Origin of the sequence: Pseudomonas putida (assembly GCF_028682395.1) — a bacterium.
Lineage (GTDB): Bacteria > Pseudomonadota > Gammaproteobacteria > Pseudomonadales > Pseudomonadaceae > Aquipseudomonas > Aquipseudomonas putida_AB.
Genome location: NZ_JANHLC010000002.1, coordinates 1 through 22433, shown reverse-complemented (window position 1 = coordinate 22433; position 22433 = coordinate 1). Strand labels below are relative to the sequence as shown.

Below are 22433 nucleotides of genomic sequence, written 5' to 3'. Positions count from 1 at the left end.
TGAATTCAATGAGTGAACAAGATTACGCCGTACTGCCCCGGGGTGTTGTCCAAGCCCAGTTCAAGAAAGCCGTGGCCAAGTTTCGCGCCTTGCTGGGCGACGAAAACGTGCTGCTCAAGGACGAGCAACTGGTGCCCTACATGAAAATCATGATGCCGGTGGAGGACGCCGCCCATGCGCCGTCCGCCGCCGTCACCGCGACCACCGTGGAGCAGGTCCAGGGCATCGTGAAGATCTGCAATGAATACAAGATCCCGATCTGGACCATCTCCACCGGCCGCAACTTCGGCTACGGCACCGCGGCACCTGGCCAGCGCGGCCAGGTGGTGCTGGACCTGAAGAAAATGAACAAGATCCTCCACGTTGATGCCGAACTGTGTACCGCGCTGGTCGAGCCGGGCGTGACCTACCAGCAGCTCTACGACTATATCCAGGAGCATAACCTGCCCCTGATGCTGTCGTTCTCTGCGCCGTCGGCGATTGCCGGGCCCGTGGGCAACACCATGGACCGTGGCGTTGGTTACACCCCTTACGGCGAACACTTCCTGATGCAGTGCGGCATGGAACTGGTGCTGGCCAATGGCGAGGTGCTGCGCACGGGCATGGGTGGGGTCAAGGGCGACAATGCCTGGCAGGTCTTCAAGTGGGGCTACGGGCCGACCCTGGACGGCATGTTTACCCAGGCCAACTACGGTATCTGCACCAAGATGGGCTTCTGGCTGATGCCCAAGCCGCCAGTGTTCAAGCCGTTTTCCATTGCCTACGATTCCCAGGACGATATTGCCGAGATCGTCGAGCTGCTACGCCCGCTGCGTATCGCCCAGATCATTCCCAACTCCGTGGTGATCGCCAACTCCCTATGGGAAGCGGGCAGCGCCAATGTGCGCCGCGCCGACTATTACACCGAGAAAGGCGCGACGCCGGACGCGGTGATCGACCAGATCATGAAGGACAAGGGCCTGGGCCACTGGAACGTGTATGCCGGGCTGTACGGTACGCCGGAACAGGTGGCGGTGAACTGGAAGATTGTCACGGATGTGATCAAAAAGTCCGGCAAGGGCCGCTTGATCACCGAGGAGGAGGCCGGTCAAACCCAACCGTTCAAGTACCGTGCGCAATTGATGTCCGGGGTGCCGAACCTGCAGGAATTTGGCCTGTACAACTGGCGTGGCGGTGGCGGTTCGATGTGGTTTGCGCCGGTCAGCCAGGCCCGTGGCAGCGAGTGCGACAAGCAGCGGCGCCTGGCCAAGACCATCCTGAATAAGCATGGCCTGGATTATGTTGGCGAGTTCATTGTCGGCTGGCGCGATATGCACCACGTGATCGACGTGCTGTACGACCGTACCGACCCTGAGGAAACCCAGCGCGCCCGGGCATGCTTCAACGACCTGCTCGACAGTTTCGAGCGCGAGGGTTATGCGGTGTATCGGGTCAATACCGAGTTTATGGATCGGGTGGCCCAGAGCTACGGGCCGGTCAAGCGCCGGGTCGAGCATGCGATCAAGCGTGCCTTGGACCCGAACAATATCCTGGCGCCGGGCAAGTCTGGCATCGACCTGGCCAATAACCTCTAAATACCTCAGCTCTGTGTCTCTCTGTGGGAGCGAACTGGCGAGCGCGTTGGCTAACGCCCAAGCGCGAGCCCGTTCGCTCCAGCAGGAGACGGTGTTGTTTCTTTCGGATGTTGCGTGATGCAGATAAAGCGATGGTTGTTGATCGGCACTTGGCTGTGCCTGGATATCGGCGCGGCTCAGGCCGCCGGGGACCCCTTGCGGGGCAAGGCGCTGTTCGGCCAGTGCGGTTTTTGCCACAGCACCGAGCCTGGCAAGCACGGCATGGGCCCCAGTCTCCAGGGGATTTACGCAAGAACGGCCGGGCAGGCTGTCGGCTTCGACTACTCACCGGCCCTCAAAGGTGCCGGCGTGCAGTGGGATGCCGGCAACCTGGATCGCTGGCTCAGCCACCCAGCCAGCATGATCCCGGGTAATCGGATGATGTTTCCCGGCGTCGCGGACCAGGCGGCCCGCGACGACCTGATCAGCTACCTCAAGACGCTGCTTTAGCTCGACCGGGCACCAGTGCCAGGACCGGTGCCGGTTTTTCCAGCGCGCCGCGAATCACGCTCAAGGCGATATTGCGCAGGAAGCGCCGGTGGGCCGCGCTGTCCAGCGCGGCATTCGCCGACCAGACCGGCAGATGGCTGAGCAGTCCGCTGAAGGTCCGCACGGTGGCCGTGGCCAGCGACGGGCTGGAGGAAATGCCAAAAGGCGTGAGCAACTGGATCAAATGCTCTTCATACCGGCGCCGCAAGGCCAGGATCGACGCCTGGTGTTGCGGTTCCAGGCAATGCAGTTGCTGCTGCGCAACCACAAAGAAATCGCTCTTGCGCGCATGCAGGTCCAAATGGGCATCGATCAGCTCGTTCAGGCGTTTCTGCGCCCCTGCCGTCGAGCGTTTGGCGACAATCTCCAGCAAATCGCCGTAGAAGGTTTCCATCAGCTCGAACAGCAGCGCTTCCTTGCTCTCGATATGGTTATAGATCGAACCGGCCTTGATCCCCAGGTGGGTGGCCAACTCGCGCAGGCCGACCTGGGCGAAGCCACGCCGGGCAAACAGTTCGACGGCTTTTTCGCGGGTTTCCAGGTGGCGCGAGGCAACCCGTTCCAACGGGCCGCCGGGGCTGTGTATGGGCGTGGGCATCGGTGATCACTCGTAGGTGTAGAAGCCGCGGCCGCTCTTGCGGCCCAGGTAACCGGCCAGGACCATCTCCTTGAGCAGCGGGGCGGGGCGGTATTTGGGGTCGTCAAAGCCGACATACAGGCTTTGCATCGCCGCCAGGAGGGTGTCCAGGCCGATCAGGTCGGCCAGGGCCAGCGGGCCGATCGGGTGGTTGCAGCCCAGGCGCATGGCGGTGTCGATATCCTCGGCGCTGGCCAGGTCGTCCTGGAGCACGAAGATCGCTTCGTTGAGCATCGGGCACAGCAGGCGATTGACCACGAAGCCCGGACGATTGCGCACGCTGACCGCGCTCTTGCCGATCCGCTCGGACACGGCCACGGCCGCTGCCTGGGTGGCATCGCTGGTCTGCAGGCCACGAATCACTTCGACCAGGGCCATCATGGGCACCGGGTTGAAGAAGTGCAGGCCGATAAAGTGCGCCGGGCGGCTCAGTGCCGCGCCCAGTTCGGTGATCGACAGTGACGAGGTGTTGGTGGCGATGATGCAGTCGGCCCCGGCAACGCCATCGACCTGCTGCAGAATGCGTTTTTTCAGCTCGAGGTTTTCCGTGGCGGCTTCGATCACCAGTTCGACCCCTGCCAGTACGGCGTAGTCGGTGCTCAATTGAATGCGCGCCAGGGCGCCAGCCTTGTCGGCGGCGCTGATCACGTCCTTGCGCAGTTGCCGGTCAAGGTTGCCGGTCAGGGTTGCCAGGCCTTTTTCCAGGGCCTGCTGGCTGATGTCGATCAATGTGACGTCGAGACCTGCGAGGGCGCAGACCTGGGCAATGCCGTTGCCCATGATGCCGGCGCCGATGACGGCGACTTTCTGAATGCTCATGGCTGTATTCCTTGAATCCTGAAATGAAGAGGCGATCAAACCCGCTCGAAAATAACCGCGATACCCTGGCCGCCGCCGATGCACATGGTTGCCAGGCCGTAGCGCCCACCCGTGCGGTGCAACTCGTGGATCAGCTTGGTGGCGATGATTGCGCCGGTGGCGCCGACCGGGTGGCCGAGGGCAATCCCCGAGCCGTTGGGGTTGACGCGCGCCGGGTCCAGTTCCAGCTCCTGGCTGACCGCGCAGGCCTGGGCGGCAAAGGCCACGTTGGCTTCGATCACATCCAGGTCGGCGATGGTCAGGCCCGCGCGCTTGAGCGCCAGGCGGCTCGCCGGTACCGGGCCAAGGCCCATGAGTTCGGGTTCGACACCAGCATGGGCGTAGGCCACCAGCCGTGCCATGGGCTTGAGGCCGTGGGCCTTGACGGCGGCTTCGCTCGCCAGCATCAGGGCCGCGGCGCCGTCGTTCAGGCCCGAGGCGTTGCCGGCCGTGACGCTGCCGTCTTTCTTGAACGCGGTTTTCATCTGCGCCAGCTGTTCCAGGGAAGTGGCGCGTGGGTGCTCATCGATCTCGAACAACTGGGTGCCCTTGCGACTGCGCACTTCCACGGGAACGATCTGCTCGATAAAACGGCCTTGCTCGATCGCACGGGCGGCACGCAACTGCTCTTCCAGGGCGAAAGCGTCCTGCATCTGACGCGTGATGCCATTGCGCTCGGCAATGTTTTCGGCCGTGATGCCCATATGAATGCCATGGAAAGGGCAATGCAGGATGCCGAGCATATAGTCGATGGCCTGCACATTGCCCATCCGGGCGCCCCAGCGGGCGGAAGGCAGCAGGTAAGGGCCACGGCTCATGGACTCGGCGCCGGCGCCGATGGCCACTTCGGCATCGCCGAGCATCACGCTCTGGGCGGCCGAGACAATGGCTTGCAAGCCCGAACCGCAGAGGCGGTTGACGTTGAAGGCCGGGGTTTCCTTGGGGATGCCGGCGTTCATGGCGGCCACACGACCCAGGTAGGCGTCGCGGGTGTCGGTGGGGATGACATTGCCCATCACCACGTGGCCGACCAGTGCCGGATCGAGGCCGCTGCGTTGCAGTGTGGCCTGGACGGCGGTCGTCGCCAGGTCGCACAAGGCGACATCCTTCAAGGCGCCACCAAAGGTGCCGATGGCGGTGCGGGCGGCGCTGACGATATAGACTGGCGGGGTGCTCATGCTGGGTTCCTGATGGCTGGAATAATGCGCGTTGACTGCGTAACGTTCAGCCTCGCAGTCTACGGGTGGGCCGGGCCGGGGGCCTATGCCGAAACTGCTCACTGAAACTGCGCTTTTTTGCCACTGGTCTTGCAGGCTCCATGAAAGAAAAACACTCGATTTCCACCTATTTCGTCCATGCCTTGCTCTGGCGTTTTCGCGAGCAGCCCGAACGTATGGCGCAGTTGCTGCAAACGGCCGGATTCGAAGAGCGCTCACCGGCCCACCTGGGCGAACGGATTGCCCCCCGATTACTGGCCAATCTCTGGCTGGCCGTGATTCGCGAGCTGGACGATGAATTTTTCGGCTTCGACTCCCATGGCATGCCAATCGGCAGTTTTGCCCTGATTTGCCGAGGGCTGATCCAGGCGCCCACGCTCGGCAAGGCGTTGCAATCGGGGGTGGAATATTTCGAGCTGTTCCTGCGCGATCTGCGCAGCGAGGTCCAGGTACGCGGTAAGCGGGCGGTGCTGGTGCTGCGTTATCGCGGCGCGGACGAATACCTGCGGGCGCTGGTCAGCGAAACCTTTCTGCTGCTGATTGTCGGTTTGCTGTGCTGGCTGGGGGGGCGGCGGATTCCCATCAGTCATGCACGCTTTGCCTTTGACCGCCCGGACCATGGCGACGCGAACCTGCTATGGGGTGCGCAGGTGGAGTACAACTGCGCCCAGACCGAAATCGAATTCGAGCGCGAGTACTTGCGGTTGCCGGTGGTGCAGGATCGCAAGTCGCTCTATGGCTTTCTACGCGATGCACCGCAGTCGGTGTTTATCCGCTTTCGCAACCGGGAAGGCTTCAGCGCCCGGGTCCAGCAGCGCCTGCGCAATTGTGGCTATGACCAATGGCCGACGCTGGAGCGGATTGCCGACGAGTTTGCGGTCAATATTGCCAGCCTGCGTCGAGGGCTAAAGCGCGAAGGGTTTTCCTATCAGCAGATCAAGGACGAAGTGCGGCGCACGGTGGCCTTCGAGTTGCTCCAGGGCTCCACGCGCAGCATCACCGAGATTGCCCTGGAAGTCGGTTTTCGCGAACCCAGTGCTTTTCACCGGGCGTTCAAGCAATGGACCGGGGAGAGCCCGGGAAGTTTTCGGTTGCGCATGCAACGTTAGTTCGCCATCCGATTCTGCCCTTTCGCCAGTTACTACCCTGACGCGCCCAACCTATGGCTACCCCCGCGACTAAGTCGGCTGAACCGACAGGGATGCCATGTCGATAACGAACCGATAGCGCACATCGGACCGTTCCATCCGCTCGAATGCGTGATTGATCTGCTCCATACGGATCATTTCGCACTCGGGCAGGATGTTTTTCTCTGCGCAAAAATCGAGCATCTCCTGGGTCTCACGAATGCCGCCAATCGGGGAACCGGCGATTCGCCGGCGGCCAAGGATCATGGGGACGGTGCTCTGTTCGGCCATCGGTCCAACCTGGCCGACCAGGACCAGGGTCCCGTCGACATCCAACAACGGCACATAAGGGTCGAGGCCGTGCTTGACGGGGACGGTGTCGATAATCAGGTCGAAGCTCGAGCGAGCCTTGGCCATCGCCGACTTGTCACCTGACACCAGCAACTGATGGGCGCCGAGCGCCAGGGCATCGGCGGCCTTGTCCGGGGAGCGGCTCATGACCGTGACCTTGGCGCCCATGCCGGCTGCCAGCTTGACCGCCATATGGCCCAGACCGCCCAGACCAATGACCCCCACCCGGCTACCCGGCACGACATTCCAGGTCCGCAGGGGCGAGTAGGTGGTGATTCCGGCGCACAGCAGCGGGGCGACCTTGGCCAGGTCCAGCGTGGCGGGAACCCGCAGGACAAACTCCTGGCGCACCACCAGATGCTTGGCGTAACCGCCCTGGGTCGGTTCGCGAGTCAGGCGATCCCGGCCGCTATAGGTGCCGGTATTGCCTTCGCGGCACAGCTGTTCCTCGCCCTTGCGGCATTGATCGCACTGCTGGCAGCTATCGACCATGCAGCCCACCGCGACGGTATCGCCGACTTTGTGGCGGGTCACGGCAGTACCGACCGCGGTCACCCGACCGACGATTTCATGGCCCGGGACGATGGGGTAAGAGGTCCAGCCCCAGTCGTTGCGGGCGGTATGCAGGTCGGAGTGACAGACGCCGCAGTAGAGAATCTCCATGGCAACATCATTGTCCCGCAGCGCGCGGCGCTCGAAGGCATAGGGCGCGAGCGGTGTAGTGGACGATTGTGCGGCGTAGCCCAGGGTTTTCATCGGTTGCCCCTCAAGGGTGAAAAAGCGTACCTCTCACAGACTAGAATGGGCTGCGGCAAGCGCAAGATTGACGCTTATTTTAGGAGTTCCACCATCAAAGCCTTATCCCTGGTAAGACCCAGCGGCAGTCGAATTGCCAGCGGGGAGAAAACCCTTGAAGTGCGCCGTTGGCACCCGGAGCTGGAGCCCTGGGAGGATCTGCTGATTGTCCAGAACGGCCGGTTTCTGCATAACGAAGGCGAGGAGGACGCTGACGGTCTTGGCGTGGCCATCGTGCGCGTAAAGGCCGTGCGCCCCTTCGTGCCGGCGGATATGCAAGCGGCCTGCGCCAGTTACTTCGCCGAGGGCTGGCTGGCGTGGGAGTTGAGTCATGTCCGGTCGATTACGCCGCCGGTGAGGGTCCGCGCGGCGCGCGGCATTTACACGGTAGAGCTTGAACTGCCCGTTGACTGACTCCGGGCAGCAAGCAGTGAGCGGCAGAAGGTCCGTATGTCACGGGCGCAGCGCAATCGCGGCGAAACGATCGCCAGGCTGGCCGTTCCGCTAGGCGCCGAACGTCGTATTCGGCGCGCGGCTTCCTAGACCAGGTAGCGCCTGAACCAGCCCAGTGTCCGGTCCCAGGCCAGCGTGGCGGCGGCTTCGTCGTAACGCGGGGTGGAGTCGTTGTGAAAGCCATGGTTGGCACCGGGGTAGATATAGGCCTCATAGGTCTTGCCGCCCGCCTTGAGCGCCTGCTCATAGGCGGGCCAGCCTTCGTTGATGCGCGTGTCCAGTTCGCCATAGTGGATCAGCAGGGGCGCCTGGATCCGGGGCACATCCGCGGCATCGGGCTGGCGTCCGTAAAACGACACCGCAGCACCCAGCTCGGGGTACGCCACGGCGGCGGCATTCGCCACGCCACCGCCATAGCAGAAGCCGACGATACCGACCTTGGCGGTGGTGGCCGGATCCTTGAGCAGCCATTCGATGGCGGCGAAAAAATCATTCATCAGCTTTTGTGGGTCGACGCTCATTTGCAGCTCGCGCCCCTTGTCATCGTTGCCCGGGTAACCGCCGACCGAGGACAGCCCATCGGGGGCCAGGGCAATAAAGCCGGCCTTGGCCAGGCGGCGCGCGACGTCTTCGATATAGGGGTTGAGCCCGCGATTCTCATGCACCACCACGACCGCCGGCAGTTTGCCGCTGGCCTTCGCGGGGCGGACCCGATAGCCGCGCACCTGGCCATGGCCCCTGGGAGACGGGTAAGTCATGTATTCGGCCAGGATATCCGGGTCGGTAAAGGGCACCTGTTCCGCCAGGGCATAGTCCGGGCTCAGCGAGGCCAGCAGGCTGGTGGCCGCCAGGCCGCAGAAGGTGAGGGCCGTGGCCCGTTCGAGAAATTCGCGCCGGTTGATCTGGCCGTGGACATAGTGGTCATACAGTTCGAGCAGTTCGGGGGAGAAGTCTTTTGCAGTCAGACGGGTCATCCGTGCGTTTCCTTATCGAGCGCCCGCGCCGCCCACCGGGTCTGGATCGGGAGGGCTGACAAGCACGGCCTGGCGTGAATGATTAAAGCAGCCCCTGGCGGACGGGCCAGTCGGGGCGAGCGATAGGGCGCTGCTCGTTTCGATCAGGTTTTTGTCGCTTGCGATCATTGTTACCGCTGGCGCCCGGTCTTATGTTGACGTTGCAAAGATAAGTCGGACGAACTGCAAGCGTTAAGCCGCAAGGGGCTCGCGTGTTGGGTTGAAGCCGTCACTCATAACAACAATGGATCACTGATGGGTATTACTATGTCCGAGCTGAAACTGCATCCCCTCGCAGCCGAGTCGCTGCAACGCTGGCATCGCATGATTGCCAGTGACGACCTCAGTGCATTGCCCGAGTTGCTCGACGCACAGGCGGTGTTTCGCTCGCCCATGGCCCACAGTCCCTATCCGGGCGCGGTCGTGGTGTCGACCATCCTCAATACCGTGAGCAAGGTGTTCAGTGACTTTGCCTACCACCGGGAGTTGGCCAGCGCCGATGGCCTGAATGTGGTACTGGAGTTCAGTGCCAGGGTCGGTGACCGCCAGCTCAAGGGCATCGATATGATTCGCTTCAACGAGCAGGGCAAGATCGTTGAGTTCGAAGTCATGATTCGCCCCATCAGCGGCTTGCAGGCACTGGGGGAGGAGATGGCAAAACGCCTGGCCCCGTACCTGGCGGCCAGTAAAGGCCAGGCTAGGAGCTGAGGCCGGACGCCGCGCAGGAGAAGGCTGCGAATGCTGGGTGGGCATCCGCAGCCAGCGGGTCAGAAGATCTGTACCGGCAGTTCCAGCGCAATGATATGCATGGTGATGTCACCGTCCGGCTGGCCCTGCTTGGCGTTGTGCACGCCCTGGCGCAGGCGCACCCGCAGGCCTTTGGCGACGCCGCTTTGCACCACGTAGCGGGCTTCGAGATCACGCTCCTGGTGCTCGGCGGTCTCGAAGCCCGACCAGCCCTGGTAATGCGGGTTGGATGAACTCTTGATGTCGTAGCCGTAGACATAGCGGGCCATGAAGCTCAGGCCCGGGTAGCCGTAGGGCGCCATGTCCAGGTCGTAGCGCAACTGCCAGGACTTTTCATTGGGACCGTTGAAGTCCGAGACCATCACCGGGTTGTCCAGGTAGATCGAGTTGCCGAACGAGCCCGAGCCGTTGTTGCCGAACCCCACGTAGTCCATAGGCGTATCGCCATGGATCTGTTGGTAGGACAGGCTCAGTTTATGGTTGAGCCGGGTATACGCCACCTTCGTCGAGAACGCCGTGGTGTTGATGTCGCCAGCCTTGGCCTGGCCCTGATCCAGGGAACGGTAGAGGTTGAAGCTGGTATCGATCCGCGATTGGCCATCCACTGCCCAGCCGTAGTCGGTCCCCACATAGGCCTGGCGCCACAGGTCTTCGTAGTTGGCGCCGTACAGGCTCATGTTCCAGTGATCGCTGATGGCGTAGCGCCCACCGGCGAAGTCGACCGCCCGCGTGGTGACGTTGGCATAGGTGGCCCACAGCTCGCCCGAACGGCTGGTAGAGGCCGGCTCCGTGCCTGCGGTGAAGTGCCCACCTTCGATCAGCAACCCGGCAATGTCCTGGTTACTCAGATGAATACCCGTGGCGGTACTGGGAAACAAGCGTGGGTCTGCCGTGGCGAACACCGGGTTGGTGACCTGCATTTCACCGAAGCGCAATTGAGTCTGGCCGTAGCGCAGCTTGATCGAGCCCCCCGCGCGGCCGTAAGTGTCTTTGGCTTCGGCGCGGTCGTTGACCTGGATATTGCCGTAGCCGGTGTGGCCATCGCCGCCGTCCAGCTTGAAAGCGCTGTAGGCAAAGGCATCGAACCCGATCCCCAGCGTGCCCTGGGTAAAGCCGGAGGAAAAGTTCGCCTGCAAACCGTAGGACAGGTCCTTGGGGTCACGGCGGTTGTTGGGGCGCCGATCATGCCCATCGCCCTGGACCTGGGTATTGAGGAAGTTCACCCGGTTGACCAGGTTCAAGTGACTGCCTTCGATAAACCCTTCGGCAGTGTCGGCAACGGCAAACAGCGGGCACACAGCGAGCGCCAGGCAACTGAGCGGCCATGGATTGTTGAGCTTGAACATAGTGGTTCTCTTGCACGTGGAGGCGTTGTAACGCCTGTTTTTATTATTGAGCGCCCTGGCAGCCGGGCGCCTTGTTGCCCCGGCGAACGCTCGCCGGGTGTACAGGCCCTCCGTTGCGCCGTGCCCTGAGGCGTCGGTCAACGGAGGGCGCGCCTGCCCCAGGTTCAGGGCTGGGTGCGCGAGCCGGCATAGGCCGGGTAGTTGAGAACGAACTGCACATGGGCCTTGACCCCGGTAGCCAGGGTGGCGTCGTCGACGGCGAAGAGCGGGCTGTGGTTGTTGGCGGCCTTGTTCATGTCCTGGTCCGCTGGCGTTGCGCCGAGGAACACGAACAGGCCCGGGACTTTCTGCGCATAGAGGGAGAAGTCTTCGCTCGGCGACAGCGAGGCCGGCAGGCGTTCGACCTTGCCCGGGGCCGCGAGCTCCAGCGCCGGGACCATGGCTTCGGTCAGGGCCGGGTTGTTGGTGGTAACCGGCGCGTAGTGCATGACTTCCAGGTTGGCCTTGACCTCGTAGGCGCTGGCAATACCGCTGACCAGGGTCGGCATTTTCTCCAGGATAGTCTCGCGAATGCCGGCATCGTTGGTGCGGATGGTGCCGGAGAGCATGACCGACTCGGGAATGATGTTGCTGGCGTTGCCGCCGTTGAAGGCACCCACGGTGATCACGCCCATGCCCTTGCTCAAGTCGACGCGGCGGCTGATCAGGGTTTGCAGGCCGTCGACGATTTTCGCGCTGGCGACAATCGGGTCTGCGCCGGTCCATGGCGCGGCGCCGTGGGTCTGCTTGCCATTGACGGTGATGCGGAAGTTATCGGCACTGTTGAGCACCGAACCCGACTTGAAGTACAGGTGCCCGGTAGGGAAGCCCGACATCACGTGAATCCCGAACACCGCCTCGACCTTGGGCGAGTCCAGCGCACCGTCGCGAATCATGGCGCGCGCGCCGATCACCGCCTGGGTGTCGAAATCATCCACGTCGGCCGCGCCTTCCTCGGCGGGCTGGAACAGGAACACCACGGTGCCGGCGATCTCGTCGCGATGCTCGGCCAGGACCGAGGCCGCGCCCAGCAGCATGGCGGTGTGGGTGTCATGGCCACAGGCGTGCATGACCGGGACGGTCTTGCCCAGGCGCACACCTTCGGCCTTGCTGGCGAACGGCAAGCCGGTCAGTTCCTTCACCGGCAATGCATCCATATCGGCGCGCAGCGCGATCACCGGCCCCGGCTTGCCGCCCTTGAGCACGCCGACTACGCCGGTCTTGCCCACGCCGGTGCGCACATCGATGCCCAGTGCCTTGAGGTGTTTGGCGACCAGAGCCGCGGTCTTGAACTCGACGTTGCCCAGCTCGGGGTTCTGGTGAATGGTGTGGCGCAGGTCAATCACCTGCTGGTTGACCGCGGCGACGGCCGGATCGACCCAGCGGTTATCGGCCGCCTGGCTCATGGCGCAGGACAGCGAAGTGAGAACCGCAAGGCACAGGGGGGCAGCTACTTTCATCGTGGATATCCATGGCAGTATGGTTTTTTAGGGGCAAAGCTCGGCCGTCGCGGCACGCGAAGCGCGTGCAGCCGGTCGTTTGTCACAGGGGTGAAGCGTGATTCGAAAGGCGGGCTAGTCGAGGGGCTGGCCGGCGGTTTCCTTGACCAGTGCCAGGCCGGCAAGGGTGCAGCACAGGCACACCATGACGTACAGCGCCGGGGCGTTGTTGTTGCCGGTCAGGCCGATCAGGCCGGTGGCGAAAAACTGCGCGAAGCCGCCGAACACCGAGACACCCAGGCAGTAGACCAACGACAGGCCGGTGGCCCGAATCGCCCGAGGGAACAGCTCCGCGACCAGCACCAGGGTCGGCACGGTCATCAGCACCACCGGCAAGGTCGCGAGCACCGAGACGAGCACCAGCGTGGTCAGCGTCGGCAAGTGGTTCATCAGCATGAAGATCGGGTAGATCAACAGCAGCATGGGCACGCAGCCCAAGGCGATGGTGCGCCGCCGGCCGATACGATCGCTGAGCCGGCCGACGCGCACCGCCAGGCCGATCTGCACCAGGACCGCCAGACAGACGGCGGCCATCCCCGTGCTGATGGGCAGGTGCAGGACCGTGACGCTGTAGTTGGTCAGATAGTCCAGCACGATATAGCTGGACGCCGTGCCACCGATGACCAGCAATGCACCACTGAATATTCGCTGGCGATAGTGAGTCAGCATCAAGCGCAGGCTGAGAGCCGGCTGGCGACCGCGTGCTGATTCGGCCACGGTTTCCTTGAGGTGACGACGCATATAGGTGCTGACCGGAATCACCAGGAGCCCCAGCACGAAGGGCAGGCGCCACCCCCAGCTTTGCAGGGCCTCGGGCGACAGGGACGCGCTCAGAAGCAGGGCCATCATGGCGCCCAGTAGAAAGCTCAGACCTTGGCTGAACACCTGCCAGCTACCGTAGAACCCACGATTGCCGTTGTCGGCGTATTCCAGCAGCAGGGTGGTCGAGGTGCCGACTGCGCCGCCGATGGCAAACCCCTGCACCAGCCGCGCCAGCACCATGATCAACGGCGCAGCGATGCCGATCTGGGCATAGGTCGGGGTGAGGGCGAATACCAGCGAGGCCAGCGCCATCAGCCAGAGCGTCAGCAACATCGCCGGTTTGCGCCCGACCCGGTCCGCATAGGCACCGAGCACCAGGCCGCCGACCGGGCGCATACCGAAGCCAACGCCAAAGGTCGCCAGGGCCAGCAGTAACTGCCCCTGGGCAGTTTCGACCGGGAAAAACAGGCGCCCAATCAGCGTGGCGAAAAAGCTGTAGACACAAAAATCGTAGAACTCCAGGCCGGAGCCGAGGGTGATAGCGGCGATGGCGCGGGCACCCAGGGGCGGGCAGGGCACAGTAGCCGGCTGGGTACAGGCAAAAAGGCCAGAAGCGGGCGTGTTGGCGAACGCATTGACGCTCGATTGCGCAGGGCTGCGCCGAGCGATCAGATCTTCTTCGAGCGCGCGAATACCGGGCAGCGCAGGCAGATTGACCATCCGCTTTTTCCTCGTTTTTATTAGTCGTTTTCGAGTGTTGGGCTGATACCCTGGCGATCCTAATGAGTTGGCGAGTGCTGCGGCAGTCGCAAAAAAGCGGGGCTGAAAACCATAGGTTTACACCCCCGGTGTCTGGAGTCGTGGATGAAGCTGCATCAACTGCGCGCGCTGGTGATGATTGCCGACTGTGGCAGCATTCGAGCGGCGGCGCGCCAACTGGGTATTTCGCAAACGGCGGTGGCCAAGGCCCTGCGCGAGCTGGAGGAAGGGCTGCAATTGCCATTGCTGATGCGCAATGCCAGTGGTGTGGTGTTGACTGGCTACGGCCAGTCGCTCCTGCAGCATGCGCGCCAGATGCTCAACCAGCTCGAACGGGCCCAACTGGAACTCGCGCACCTGAGCGACCAGGCCCAGGGCAATCTGTGCCTCGGTATCTCGCCATGGATGGGCATGACCCTGTTGCCGGAGGTCGTGACATTGTTCCGCCAACGGATGCCGCGAGTGCGCCTGGAAGTCTTCGAAGGGTTGATGGCAGTGACCCTGCCACGCTTGCGCGATGGCACCATGGAACTGGCGGTGGGGCTGGTGTCGTCCCTGCTGCCGCGCCCGGAGTATGCCAGCGAGCAGATACTCTCGTACCGGATGGCAGTGGTGTCGCGCCACGATCACCCACTGCGCGACTGCCGCTCGATCCACGACCTGGTGGAGCAAGACTGGGTCGTCAATTACCCGGACATCGGTTACGACTTCCTGATGAACGAGCTGTTCTGGCAACACGGCGCGCAGATCGATATGCAGCACATCCACCGCGCGCAATCACCGCAACTGACCCTGTCCATGGTCGAGCAGACCGACATGCTCAGCTACTTCCCGGAGCCGGTGCTCACGGTGCCGTACTACCGTGAACGGGCCAGGCGTCTGGAGCTGGTCGAGGAGTTTGCCACCGACACCATCGGTATCGTCACCCCGCGCAACGCCCAGATGGGCGTGGCAGCCCAGTGTTTTGTCGAATGCATGTTCCAGGTCCTGCGCCGCCGTGCACGCTCGACGCGCCCGGAGGATGTCCGGTTGTTCGATACCCTGGAACTGTTGATTTGACGGCGCGGCCTGCGGCCTGGGCGTCAGGCCGTGTCGCGGCGCAACCAGACCGAGATACATAACCCGCGGGGGTGGCGCTCGTCCGTGCAGCCCAGCTCAATCCGGGCGCCATTGCGCTGATGCTGGGCCGGTGGTCAAGGCAGGGCACATAGGCGGGCGAGGGTGCCCGCCAGTGAGGGAGCAGGGTGCTTGCCGCCATCGATTTTCCCACACTCGTCTATGATCAGAGGGGCTCACCGGCCAGCGGTTATCCGGCCCGGATAATCGTGCACTGTTCAAGGGAATGGGTGTGTTTCACGCCCCTATCGCGCCTATGTCATCAACGTCCCAATGGATCATCTGCGAGCATTGCGACTCGGTGTATACCCCGGTTCCATTGGCCAAGGGGCAGGTGGCGCGCTGCTTGCGTTGTGAAGCGATTCTCGCGCGGGGCGGGCCGATGAGCCTGCAGCAGCTCCTGGCCCTGTCGATCAGCGCCGCGCTGCTGTTTGTCTTCGCCAATGCCTTCCCGGTGATCTCCATCAGCCTGCAGGGCCTGAGCAACGAAACGACGTTATTGCAGTCGGTCCAGGCCCTGGCCCAGGGGCAGATCAGCGTGATCGCCGCGGTAGTCGGGCTGGCCATTATCCTCGCGCCGATGCTGCAGATCATCCTGCTGTGCTGGCTGCTGCTGTTCGCCTTGAACGGCCGCGCGGCACCGGGCTTCAAGGCCTGCATGCGTGCCCTGGAACACCTACGCCCCTGGAGCATGCTGGAGGTGTGCCTGCTGGGCATTATGGTGGCTATTATCAAGCTGGCGGGCATGCTCGATGTCCATCCCGGCCTGGGCCTCTGGGCACTGGCCATGCTGACGGTGCTGTTGATCCTGATTTCCGGCCGAGGCATCCGTCGCCTGTGGGATGACCTCGACGGGGTGATCTCGTGAGCCTGCCACCTTATGCCGTCGAGCTGAACCTGGCGTTGTGTCATACCTGTGGCGCGGCCTGCGCGTTGGACGCCCACGATTGCCCGCGCTGCGCCGCCGCTGTGCATCGGCGCAAGCCCAATAGCCTGGCGCGAACCTGGGCGTTTCTGATGGCCGGCCTGATTTTTTATATTCCGGCTAATCTCATGCCAGTGATGCACACCAATATCTTCGGCAGCGGCAGTGAAGACACCATCTTCAGCGGAATCATGGTGTTCTGGAACGCCGGGGAATGGGACTTGGCGCTGGTCATATTTATCGCCAGCGTCGCGGTGCCGTGCATGAAGTTCCTGGTGCTGGGGGTGTTGCTGGTGACCTGCCAGCGCCGTAGCCGCTGGGCGCAACGCGAGCGTGCCAAGCTCTACCGGATGGTCGAGCTGGTCGGCTACTGGTCGATGCTCGATGTGCTGGTGGTCGCGTTGATTGCCGCGCTGGTGCAGTTTCGCTCGCTCAGTTCCATCGACCCGCGCATGGGCATCCTGTTTTTTGGTTTGGTCGTGGTCATGACGATGTTTGCCGCCATGAGCTTCGACCCTCGACTGATCTGGGACACAGAGGTCAACGATGCCTGAACAACCCCACCCCCCAGTGCCCCCCACGCCCGGCCCCCCCGAGGTCAAGCGGCGGCGGTGGAATATCTCCCTGGTCTGGCTGGTGCCCATTGTCGCGGCGCTGGTAGGGGTCTCGATGCTGGTCCACAACGCCAGGACGGCGGGTCCACAAATCACCATCAGTTTCCTCACGGCGCAAGGGCTGGAGGCGAACAAGACCCAGGTCAAATACAAGAACGTGGTGATCGGCAAAGTCACGACCATCACCCTGAGCGACGACCGCAGCCATGTCGAAGCCATTGTCGAACTCGACGGCACGGCCCGATCCTTTGCCGTCGAGGATTCACGCTTCTGGGTCGTACGGCCGCGCATTGGCGCCGGCGGCGTCTCGGGTGTCGATACCTTGCTGTCCGGCGGCTTTGTCGGCGCGGACGCCGGGGTGTCGGGCAGGGTGGTCGACCGGTTTGTCGGCCTGGAAACCCCGCCGCCGATCACCTATGGCGAAAAGGGCACGCGATTCATCCTGCGCACCGAGGACCTGGGCTCGCTGGATGTGGGCTCCACTGTCTATTACCGGCGAATCCCGGTCGGTCAGGTGGTCTCCTACGCCTTATCGAAGGACGGCAAGGGCTTGGATGTGCAGATTTTTATCAATGCGCCGTACGACCAATTTGTGATCACCAACACCCGTTTCTGGAATGCCAGCGGGGTCGATGTCAGCCTGACTGCGGGGGGGCTGAAAGTGAATACCCAATCCGTGGCCTCGATCCTCGCAGGCGGTATTGCGTTCGTCGAGCCCAAGTACAGTCCCAATCCGCAGCTGGCCCAGGCCGATACGGCCTTCACCCTGTTTGTCGACCAGGAGTCGGCACTGGCGCCTCCCGACGGCCCGGGGCGCTTTATCCAGATGCGTTTCTACCAGCCTTTGCGCGGCCTGGTGGTGGGCGCGCCAGTGGAATTCAATGGTGTGGCGATCGGGCGAGTGGTGTCGGTCGACCTGGACTTCGACCCGGTGAGCAAGGACTTCCCGACGCTGGTCGGCGTGGTTATCTACCCGAATCGGCTGGGCAAGGCCCACGAAAAACTACTGAAAGAACCGGGCGCCGATGAGGAAGCCCGGGGCGAAAAAATCATCGCGGAGCTGGTCAAGCATGGCCTGCGAGCCCAGGCCCGGACCGGCAACCTGCTGACCGGCCAACTGTATATCGCCCTGGATTTTATTCCGGGTGCCAAGCCCGTGGTCTACGACCCCAGCGCGCGGCCGGCGCAGCTCCCGACCGTGCCGGGGAGCCTGGACAAATTGCAGCAGCAACTGGAAGGGATCGTCGAGAAATTCAGCAAGTTGCCGACCGATCAGATCGCCGCCAACCTCAATGGCAGCCTGAGCGAACTGCAAAAGACCCTCAAACAGGTCAATGGCAGCGTCCTGCCCGAGATGCGCAGCACCCTGGAACAGGCAAAAAACACCCTGGCAGAAGCCCACGAGAGCCTGGGCGAAGACTCGCCACAGCGCCAACAGTTGGGTCAGGCCCTGGAAGAAATGCAGCGTACCGCGCGTTCGGTCCGGGTCCTGAGCGACTTCCTGGGCCGCCATCCCGAAGCATTGATCCGTGGCCGCACCCGGGACAAGGAGCCTGACAGCTTCAAGTCATCGCCTTCATCTTCACGTGAGATCGAGCAGCAATGAGCGCCATGATCCTTCGCCATCTGGCGGTGTTTGCCACATTGGGTCTTGCGGCCTGCACATCGGCCCCGACGCATTACTACACCTTGGTTCCGGCCAGTGATGTCAGCCCCCCGCGCACCGTGGCGGCTTTTCAGTTTGCGATGCAACCGGTGCGTATCCCGGTGCAGGCCGACCAGCCACAGGTGGTGGTGCGTGAGAGCAATGGCTCCCTGGCCATCCTGGAAACCGAGCGCTGGAGCGCACCGTTGGCCGACGAGTTCCACGATGCCTTGAGCGGCGCAATGGAGCGCAAGCTGGGGGTACGTGATGTGGCAGGGCTGCCCAAGGCGGCGAATCTGCCGGTTGTATCACTACAGACCGATGTCCGCCGTTTCGACTCCGTGCCGGGGCACTACGCACTGGTCGATGTGGTGTGGAGCATCAGCCGGCGCCAGGCAGGAGAGGCGCGCCGCAGCCTGACCTGCAGCAGCGTGATCCGCCAACCGGCTGGTGCCGGGGTGGCGCAGGTGGTACTGGCCCACCAGCAGGCGATTGAACAACTGGCCAGCCAGATCGCCCCGGCCGTACAGCGCTTTGCCCAGAATGGGCCAGTGACGTGTCCATGATCCGGGGCGTTGTTTATCAACGGCTATAACCCTGGATTTTGCGACCTATTGGCCAAAAACCACGTTAGAGTGCTCATCAATACCTGTTCAGAGGGTACGCAACTCGATTCGCACAGCCACCGGGCCAAGCGCTTCCTGCAGCGAACAGGGCAAAAAAACCGCACTTCAATAAATAGATGAAAAATGAATCGCCCGCTGTTTGTATCACTGGATGGCCCCAAGGGCGCCGGAAAAACCACACTGTTGGAAGCCATTACCAAAGTACTGAGGGCTGACCATAAAAAGGTCATCCGACTTTGCGAGAAAAAAAGTGATCCCTTCAGGGGTGAAACCATGGCGCTTGTAAACAAACTCGTCAGAAATCCTGACCGGGATCTCGACCGGGATCTGGAATGGCAAGTTTGTGAGCGCCTGGCTGAGAGCCGAGCCTGGATCTCCCGGCACGTACTGACTAAACAGCCCACGGACAGCATCATCCTGATCGATCGCTGGTACCCGTCCGATGCGGCGTTTCGCCGGATAGTCTCGTTTGCAGAAATTCTACAGCTGAACATTGAACGAAACGTGCGAGTGCCAGACCTGCATGTTGGGGTCGTCACCGCCCCTGAAATATCATGGAGGAGGGCAGCGGCACGGTCCCGCGGCCTGGGCAGCACGGTGATCCGTGAGCTGGAAGAACATGACGCTTGTACCACCGCGTTCGAGCAAGCAATTGCCGATCACGGCTGGATGTTATGCCGTAATGAACGAACGATTGAAGAGGCAACGATGCAGGTGGTTTCTGGGATTTATGGGTTAGAGGGTAATTCCTGCCTGAGCCCAGCTCCCGTTTGATGTGCAAGCGGAACTCGTCATGAAGATATTCATGTGATTCAGACGTGGCCAAAGGTGAACAGCATTCAGGCCTTGAGCTTGCAAGGTGACTAGAGAGTCCGGGGCGATTCATAGTGACATTGGACACAAGACCTTACTGAAAGTCGCAGTACGCTATTTAACTTACGGGCCATGTATTTTGTTCATAAATAGCATAACTCATTGTTAATAAATATATTTCCATGAATTTTGATTGATGGATGTACATAGCCTATTGTTCACTAGGAACAACAAACGGGCGAACCCGATCTACGAAGACTTAGAGTCCGATGTGCCGACGTGAGGTGATCAGTAAGTTTTTCGTCAGGCTGGATGGGCCACTAAATTTTGGCGTCGCGAGGCCAGTTTAGGCTTTAGCTCAGCCGGTAGCCTATGAGCTACAGCAAGCCCCCGGCTATCCACGCCGCAATTTCTACAAAATTCACCGACAACGAAAGGAGTTAGTTCGGTATGCCAAAAACCATCGGTTATTCGGTCTTAAGCGATTTGGAGGAAGGTTTTTTGGTCCAAACTGCTCCGAGTGTGTGGCATTTCTCTATCGACTCTGCGATCCGTTACGAAACCGAGAAAGAAGCATGGGCAGCAGCAAATAGGCGCAAGTTTGCTCTGGCTGCACCGGTTCGCATCATCGAGGATGATGAGGGAACACTTGATTATGAAAGGCTCGAATCCATCGTCAAAGCTAAGGGCGGTAGCTGGATAGTCAAGGTGACTCTTGAACGGCCAGCAGACCGCATTCATTACCTCATGAGTGCCGGTAAGAAAATCACCATTTCTACATCGCGGCAGGATGCCAAAGGCTACACAACAGAAGGAGCCGCACAGCGGGCAGCAGATCTGGTGAGCTCCAGCCCGACCATGAAAGCTCAGATAGAACGAGTGACCGCGGAAATCGTGGCCTTTCCAGTTAGCGGTATGTAGCCTGTAGTTGGGCTGTTCAAGCAATAGCGCTGAAAATAACCTTTCTTGAACTGACTTCAGGTTGTCTCGAAAACCAGAGCCACAGACTACCCAGCGAGCTCCGACCTCAGAGAGGAGCTTGTCTTAACTTAAATAGTCTAAGACCTTCATACCTGATCACCAGCAATGAGGGGGTCTAATGAGCGTTTTGGAACTTAAGATGAGTCTTAGCCTTCTGAAAATGCGGGAGCAGCGGACAGCTGAAGTGATCGCTAGGCATCGCGTATTTAGGGCGTAATGGGTATCAATCGAATCAGAGTCTTACGAAGCACATGAACATTTATGACATGGCATTTTATTTAACATAATATACATTATGCGAATCGTCCTATAGAGGTCTGGGATGCTCTGGTGGTCAGATTTGAAGCCAGCCCGCGCTGCGTTTTTCGCGGGAATGCCTTGGCCTCAGCCGTTCGCCAGATCCTAGGCAGAAACAACACCGGTCATCTCGGTCAGGACCTTGTCCAGATGCGGTGCCAGTTCAAAAACTTCAGACCGTAAAACCTTGAGCGAGTCAGCCTCATAGCCGTAGCGAGCTTTGGTGAAAAGCACTGAACAGGCCTGGATCCTTGCCTCCAGAGGAAAACCAGGTTCGATGCTTTCAGAAACGGCATCTAACTGTTGCCTCAATGCCGGCGGGATTTGCTCGTAAAGCTTGACCAGGTCGTGCTTGTCACCCTTAACGTGCTTGCTGAGACGAACGAAGCTCGGACAGTCAGGGTCAGTTTCGACAAGGAAAGACTTCAAGTATTGCTCTGATGCCAGGCCAGCATTCATGGCCGCAGGCAGTAGCAAATCACTGTTTCCGCGCAGCCCCTCTTGCTCAAGCAACAAAGCAGCATTGAGGAAATCACGAGCCTCACTCACAACCTGAATACTAGGCAAATGTGCCTTGTAAATGGGGGTACAAAGGAACGATAACTGACTACCAAAATGGGTTGCTCCGTCGATGAGATAACGATGAGTGTGTCCACCATAAACCGCATCAACATGCGTAAAAGAGTCGGTGGTCAAGGGCATAACGGTAGTGATCCGAAAGCGATGAAGAGCAAGTTCAATCGCAACAGAATGATCGCCAAGCGACAGCTCAGACGGAGGCTTAACGCCGGTGGCACGAAACGTTAGATCAGCCTTCCCTTGGTAAATCATGCACACTCCTTTATATGATTGAGTAATAACTAAACTAAATGGTTGTTTAGTTTAGTTATATTATAGGGCTTTCCTGAATCCTTCGATGGCCACCCTTCAAGCTAACGTCCAACAGCCGGCGCATTCAACCACGCGGCTTCTTCTGCCTTTGCGACGTTCTCCAAAGCCTGCTGATAAACCTGCGGATCTGGATCATTGCGGGCCAGCTTCAGATACTCACGAATGACGTTTTCGTTGTCCAGATGCATGACTGGATCAAATGGTTTTAGCGGCTTTTTGCTGGTCATTTGCGTTGGCCTATTGAGGTTGTCTACTTCTTAAGTCCTGTACCTGGGCCACGTCAATAGAAGGAATTAACGTCGGTGTGATGAATAGAATCAACTCGGACGTACCGCTGGATTTCGTGCTGTAACGGAAAATTCGGCCCAGATAAGGAATCGAAGCCAACCCCGGCACTCGATGCTCTTGGACGTGTTCAGTGGTTGAATACACACCGCCTAGAGCGATGGTTGAACCCAAACGAACGCGAACCTTAGACGTCAACGACGCTGTTTTGATCGGCGGAACACCATTGATGGCATTGGAAAAATCAGGCTCGTCCTTGGCTAATTTCACGTCCAGTAAGACCCCGGTTTCATCAATCGAAGGTGTTACATCAAGGGACAGCGCGGCCTCTTTAAAGGAAACAGATGTCGCACCATCACCGGCGGCTTGCTGGTAAGGAACCTCAGAGCCTTTAACGATTCGAGCCTGCTGCCGGTCGGAGGCAAAGACTCGCGGACGTGAGATAACTTTGCCGTAACCACCCTTCTCCATCGCTGCCAATTCTAAATCCAGAATAAACGCGCTTGAAACAAATCCAATCCCCGCGTTAGAAATT

22 protein-coding genes and 1 pseudogene are annotated in these 22433 nt (G+C 60.8%); 12 read left to right on the top strand and 11 right to left on the bottom strand.

All coding sequences use genetic code 11. The features are described from left to right. Positions 1-8: 8 nt before the first annotated feature. Both NPS46_RS05465 and NPS46_RS05460 read left to right on the top strand, forming a co-directional pair. The gene (locus NPS46_RS05465; protein ID WP_274105419.1) at positions 9-1574 is read left to right on the top strand and encodes an FAD-binding oxidoreductase; all 1566 of its coding nucleotides are present in this window, start codon (positions 9-11) and stop codon (positions 1572-1574) included. A gap of 117 nt (positions 1575-1691) precedes the next feature. Beyond that, positions 1692-2063 carry a c-type cytochrome gene (locus NPS46_RS05460; protein ID WP_274105418.1) on the top strand — a complete coding sequence of 124 codons (372 nt, stop codon included), beginning with the start codon at positions 1692-1694 and terminating at the stop codon, positions 2061-2063. Here the strand turns inward: NPS46_RS05460 and NPS46_RS05455 are convergent. The 3 genes from NPS46_RS05455 to NPS46_RS05445 are packed head-to-tail and all read right to left on the bottom strand — an operon-like array spanning position 2047 to position 4775. After that, complete coding sequence (locus NPS46_RS05455) at positions 2047-2700, bottom strand: TetR/AcrR family transcriptional regulator (protein ID WP_274105417.1); 654 nt, start codon at positions 2698-2700, stop codon at positions 2047-2049. The genes NPS46_RS05460 and NPS46_RS05455 overlap by 17 nt on opposite strands. A 6-nt stretch (positions 2701-2706) precedes the next feature. Continuing rightward, positions 2707-3558: a 3-hydroxybutyryl-CoA dehydrogenase gene (locus NPS46_RS05450; protein ID WP_274105416.1), complete on the bottom strand. Its 852-nt coding sequence runs from the start codon at positions 3556-3558 to the stop codon at positions 2707-2709. A gap of 35 nt (positions 3559-3593) precedes the next feature. Next, entirely contained in the window at positions 3594-4775 is a 1182-nt protein-coding gene (locus tag NPS46_RS05445; RefSeq protein ID WP_274105415.1) for an acetyl-CoA C-acyltransferase family protein, read from the bottom strand. A 140-nt stretch (positions 4776-4915) separates the two neighbouring features. Between NPS46_RS05445 and NPS46_RS05440 the strand changes: the two genes are divergently transcribed. Then, a complete protein-coding gene (locus NPS46_RS05440; protein ID WP_274105414.1) occupies positions 4916-5923 on the top strand; it encodes an AraC family transcriptional regulator in 1008 nt (335 codons plus the stop codon). A 69-nt stretch (positions 5924-5992) separates the two neighbouring features. Here the strand turns inward: NPS46_RS05440 and NPS46_RS05435 are convergent, their stop codons facing one another. Then, complete coding sequence (locus NPS46_RS05435) at positions 5993-7048, bottom strand: NAD(P)-dependent alcohol dehydrogenase (protein WP_274105413.1); 1056 nt, start codon at positions 7046-7048, stop codon at positions 5993-5995. Positions 7049-7093: 45 nt separating this feature from the next. Between NPS46_RS05435 and NPS46_RS05430 the strand changes: the two genes are divergently transcribed. Continuing rightward, the gene (locus NPS46_RS05430; RefSeq protein WP_274105412.1) at positions 7094-7501 is read left to right on the top strand and encodes an ASCH domain-containing protein; all 408 of its coding nucleotides are present in this window, start codon (positions 7094-7096) and stop codon (positions 7499-7501) included. Positions 7502-7626: 125 nt separating this feature from the next. On the opposite strand, the gene yghX is transcribed toward NPS46_RS05430, so the two are convergent. Then, a complete protein-coding gene (gene yghX / locus NPS46_RS05425) occupies positions 7627-8514 on the bottom strand; it encodes a YghX family hydrolase (protein WP_274105411.1) in 888 nt (295 codons plus the stop codon). A gap of 306 nt (positions 8515-8820) precedes the next feature. Between yghX and NPS46_RS05420 the strand changes: the two genes are divergently transcribed. Beyond that, positions 8821-9261: a nuclear transport factor 2 family protein gene (locus tag NPS46_RS05420; RefSeq protein ID WP_274106013.1), complete on the top strand. Its 441-nt coding sequence runs from the start codon at positions 8821-8823 to the stop codon at positions 9259-9261. A 59-nt stretch (positions 9262-9320) separates the two neighbouring features. Here NPS46_RS05420 and NPS46_RS05415 read toward each other — a convergent pair whose 3' ends face one another. The 3 genes from NPS46_RS05415 to NPS46_RS05405 form a co-directional block, all read right to left on the bottom strand. Next, positions 9321-10646, bottom strand: a complete 1326-nt coding sequence (locus NPS46_RS05415) for an OprD family outer membrane porin (protein WP_274105410.1) — start codon at positions 10644-10646, stop codon at positions 9321-9323. Between the two features lie 164 nt (positions 10647-10810). Beyond that, complete coding sequence (locus NPS46_RS05410) at positions 10811-12145, bottom strand: amidohydrolase (RefSeq protein WP_274105409.1); 1335 nt, start codon at positions 12143-12145, stop codon at positions 10811-10813. 114 nt (positions 12146-12259) lie between these two features. Continuing rightward, on the bottom strand, positions 12260-13666 hold the full coding sequence (locus tag NPS46_RS05405) for an MFS transporter (protein ID WP_274105408.1): 1407 nt from the start codon (positions 13664-13666) through the stop codon (positions 12260-12262). Between the two features lie 144 nt (positions 13667-13810). Here NPS46_RS05405 and NPS46_RS05400 point away from each other — a divergent pair, with 144 nt between their 5' ends. From NPS46_RS05400 to NPS46_RS05370, 7 genes are all read left to right on the top strand, one after another. Continuing rightward, positions 13811-14764 (top strand): LysR family transcriptional regulator, encoded by a 954-nt coding sequence (locus tag NPS46_RS05400; RefSeq protein ID WP_274105407.1) that lies wholly within the window; start codon positions 13811-13813, stop codon positions 14762-14764. Positions 14765-15077: 313 nt separating this feature from the next. Further along, on the top strand, positions 15078-15689 hold the full coding sequence (locus NPS46_RS05395) for a paraquat-inducible protein A (protein WP_274106011.1): 612 nt from the start codon (positions 15078-15080) through the stop codon (positions 15687-15689). Next, complete coding sequence (locus tag NPS46_RS05390; protein ID WP_274105406.1) at positions 15686-16300, top strand: paraquat-inducible protein A; 615 nt, start codon at positions 15686-15688, stop codon at positions 16298-16300. The genes NPS46_RS05395 and NPS46_RS05390 overlap by 4 nt, the downstream gene beginning before the upstream one ends. Beyond that, positions 16293-17966 (top strand): intermembrane transport protein PqiB, encoded by a 1674-nt coding sequence (locus tag NPS46_RS05385; protein ID WP_274105405.1) that lies wholly within the window; start codon positions 16293-16295, stop codon positions 17964-17966. The genes NPS46_RS05390 and NPS46_RS05385 overlap by 8 nt, the downstream gene beginning before the upstream one ends. Positions 17967-17971: 5 nt before the next feature. Then, positions 17972-18571 carry a PqiC family protein gene (locus NPS46_RS05380; protein ID WP_274106009.1) on the top strand — a complete coding sequence of 200 codons (600 nt, stop codon included), beginning with the start codon at positions 17972-17974 and terminating at the stop codon, positions 18569-18571. A gap of 183 nt (positions 18572-18754) precedes the next feature. Continuing rightward, the gene (locus NPS46_RS05375) at positions 18755-19405 is read left to right on the top strand and encodes a dTMP kinase (protein ID WP_274105404.1); all 651 of its coding nucleotides are present in this window, start codon (positions 18755-18757) and stop codon (positions 19403-19405) included. Positions 19406-19894: 489 nt separating this feature from the next. After that, a complete protein-coding gene (locus NPS46_RS05370; RefSeq protein WP_274105403.1) occupies positions 19895-20365 on the top strand; it encodes a hypothetical protein in 471 nt (156 codons plus the stop codon). Between the two features lie 462 nt (positions 20366-20827). On the opposite strand, the gene NPS46_RS05365 is transcribed toward NPS46_RS05370, so the two are convergent. The 3 genes and pseudogenes from NPS46_RS05365 to NPS46_RS05355 all read right to left on the bottom strand — a co-directional run. Further along, positions 20828-21553, bottom strand: coding sequence for a hypothetical protein (locus NPS46_RS05365; RefSeq protein ID WP_274105402.1), 726 nt, complete (start codon positions 21551-21553; stop codon positions 20828-20830). Positions 21554-21654: 101 nt separating this feature from the next. Continuing rightward, the gene (locus NPS46_RS05360; RefSeq protein WP_274105401.1) at positions 21655-21840 is read right to left on the bottom strand and encodes a hypothetical protein; all 186 of its coding nucleotides are present in this window, start codon (positions 21838-21840) and stop codon (positions 21655-21657) included. A gap of 10 nt (positions 21841-21850) precedes the next feature. Continuing rightward, positions 21851-22433, bottom strand: a pseudogene (locus tag NPS46_RS05355) (type IV pilus secretin PilQ); the annotation flags it as partial.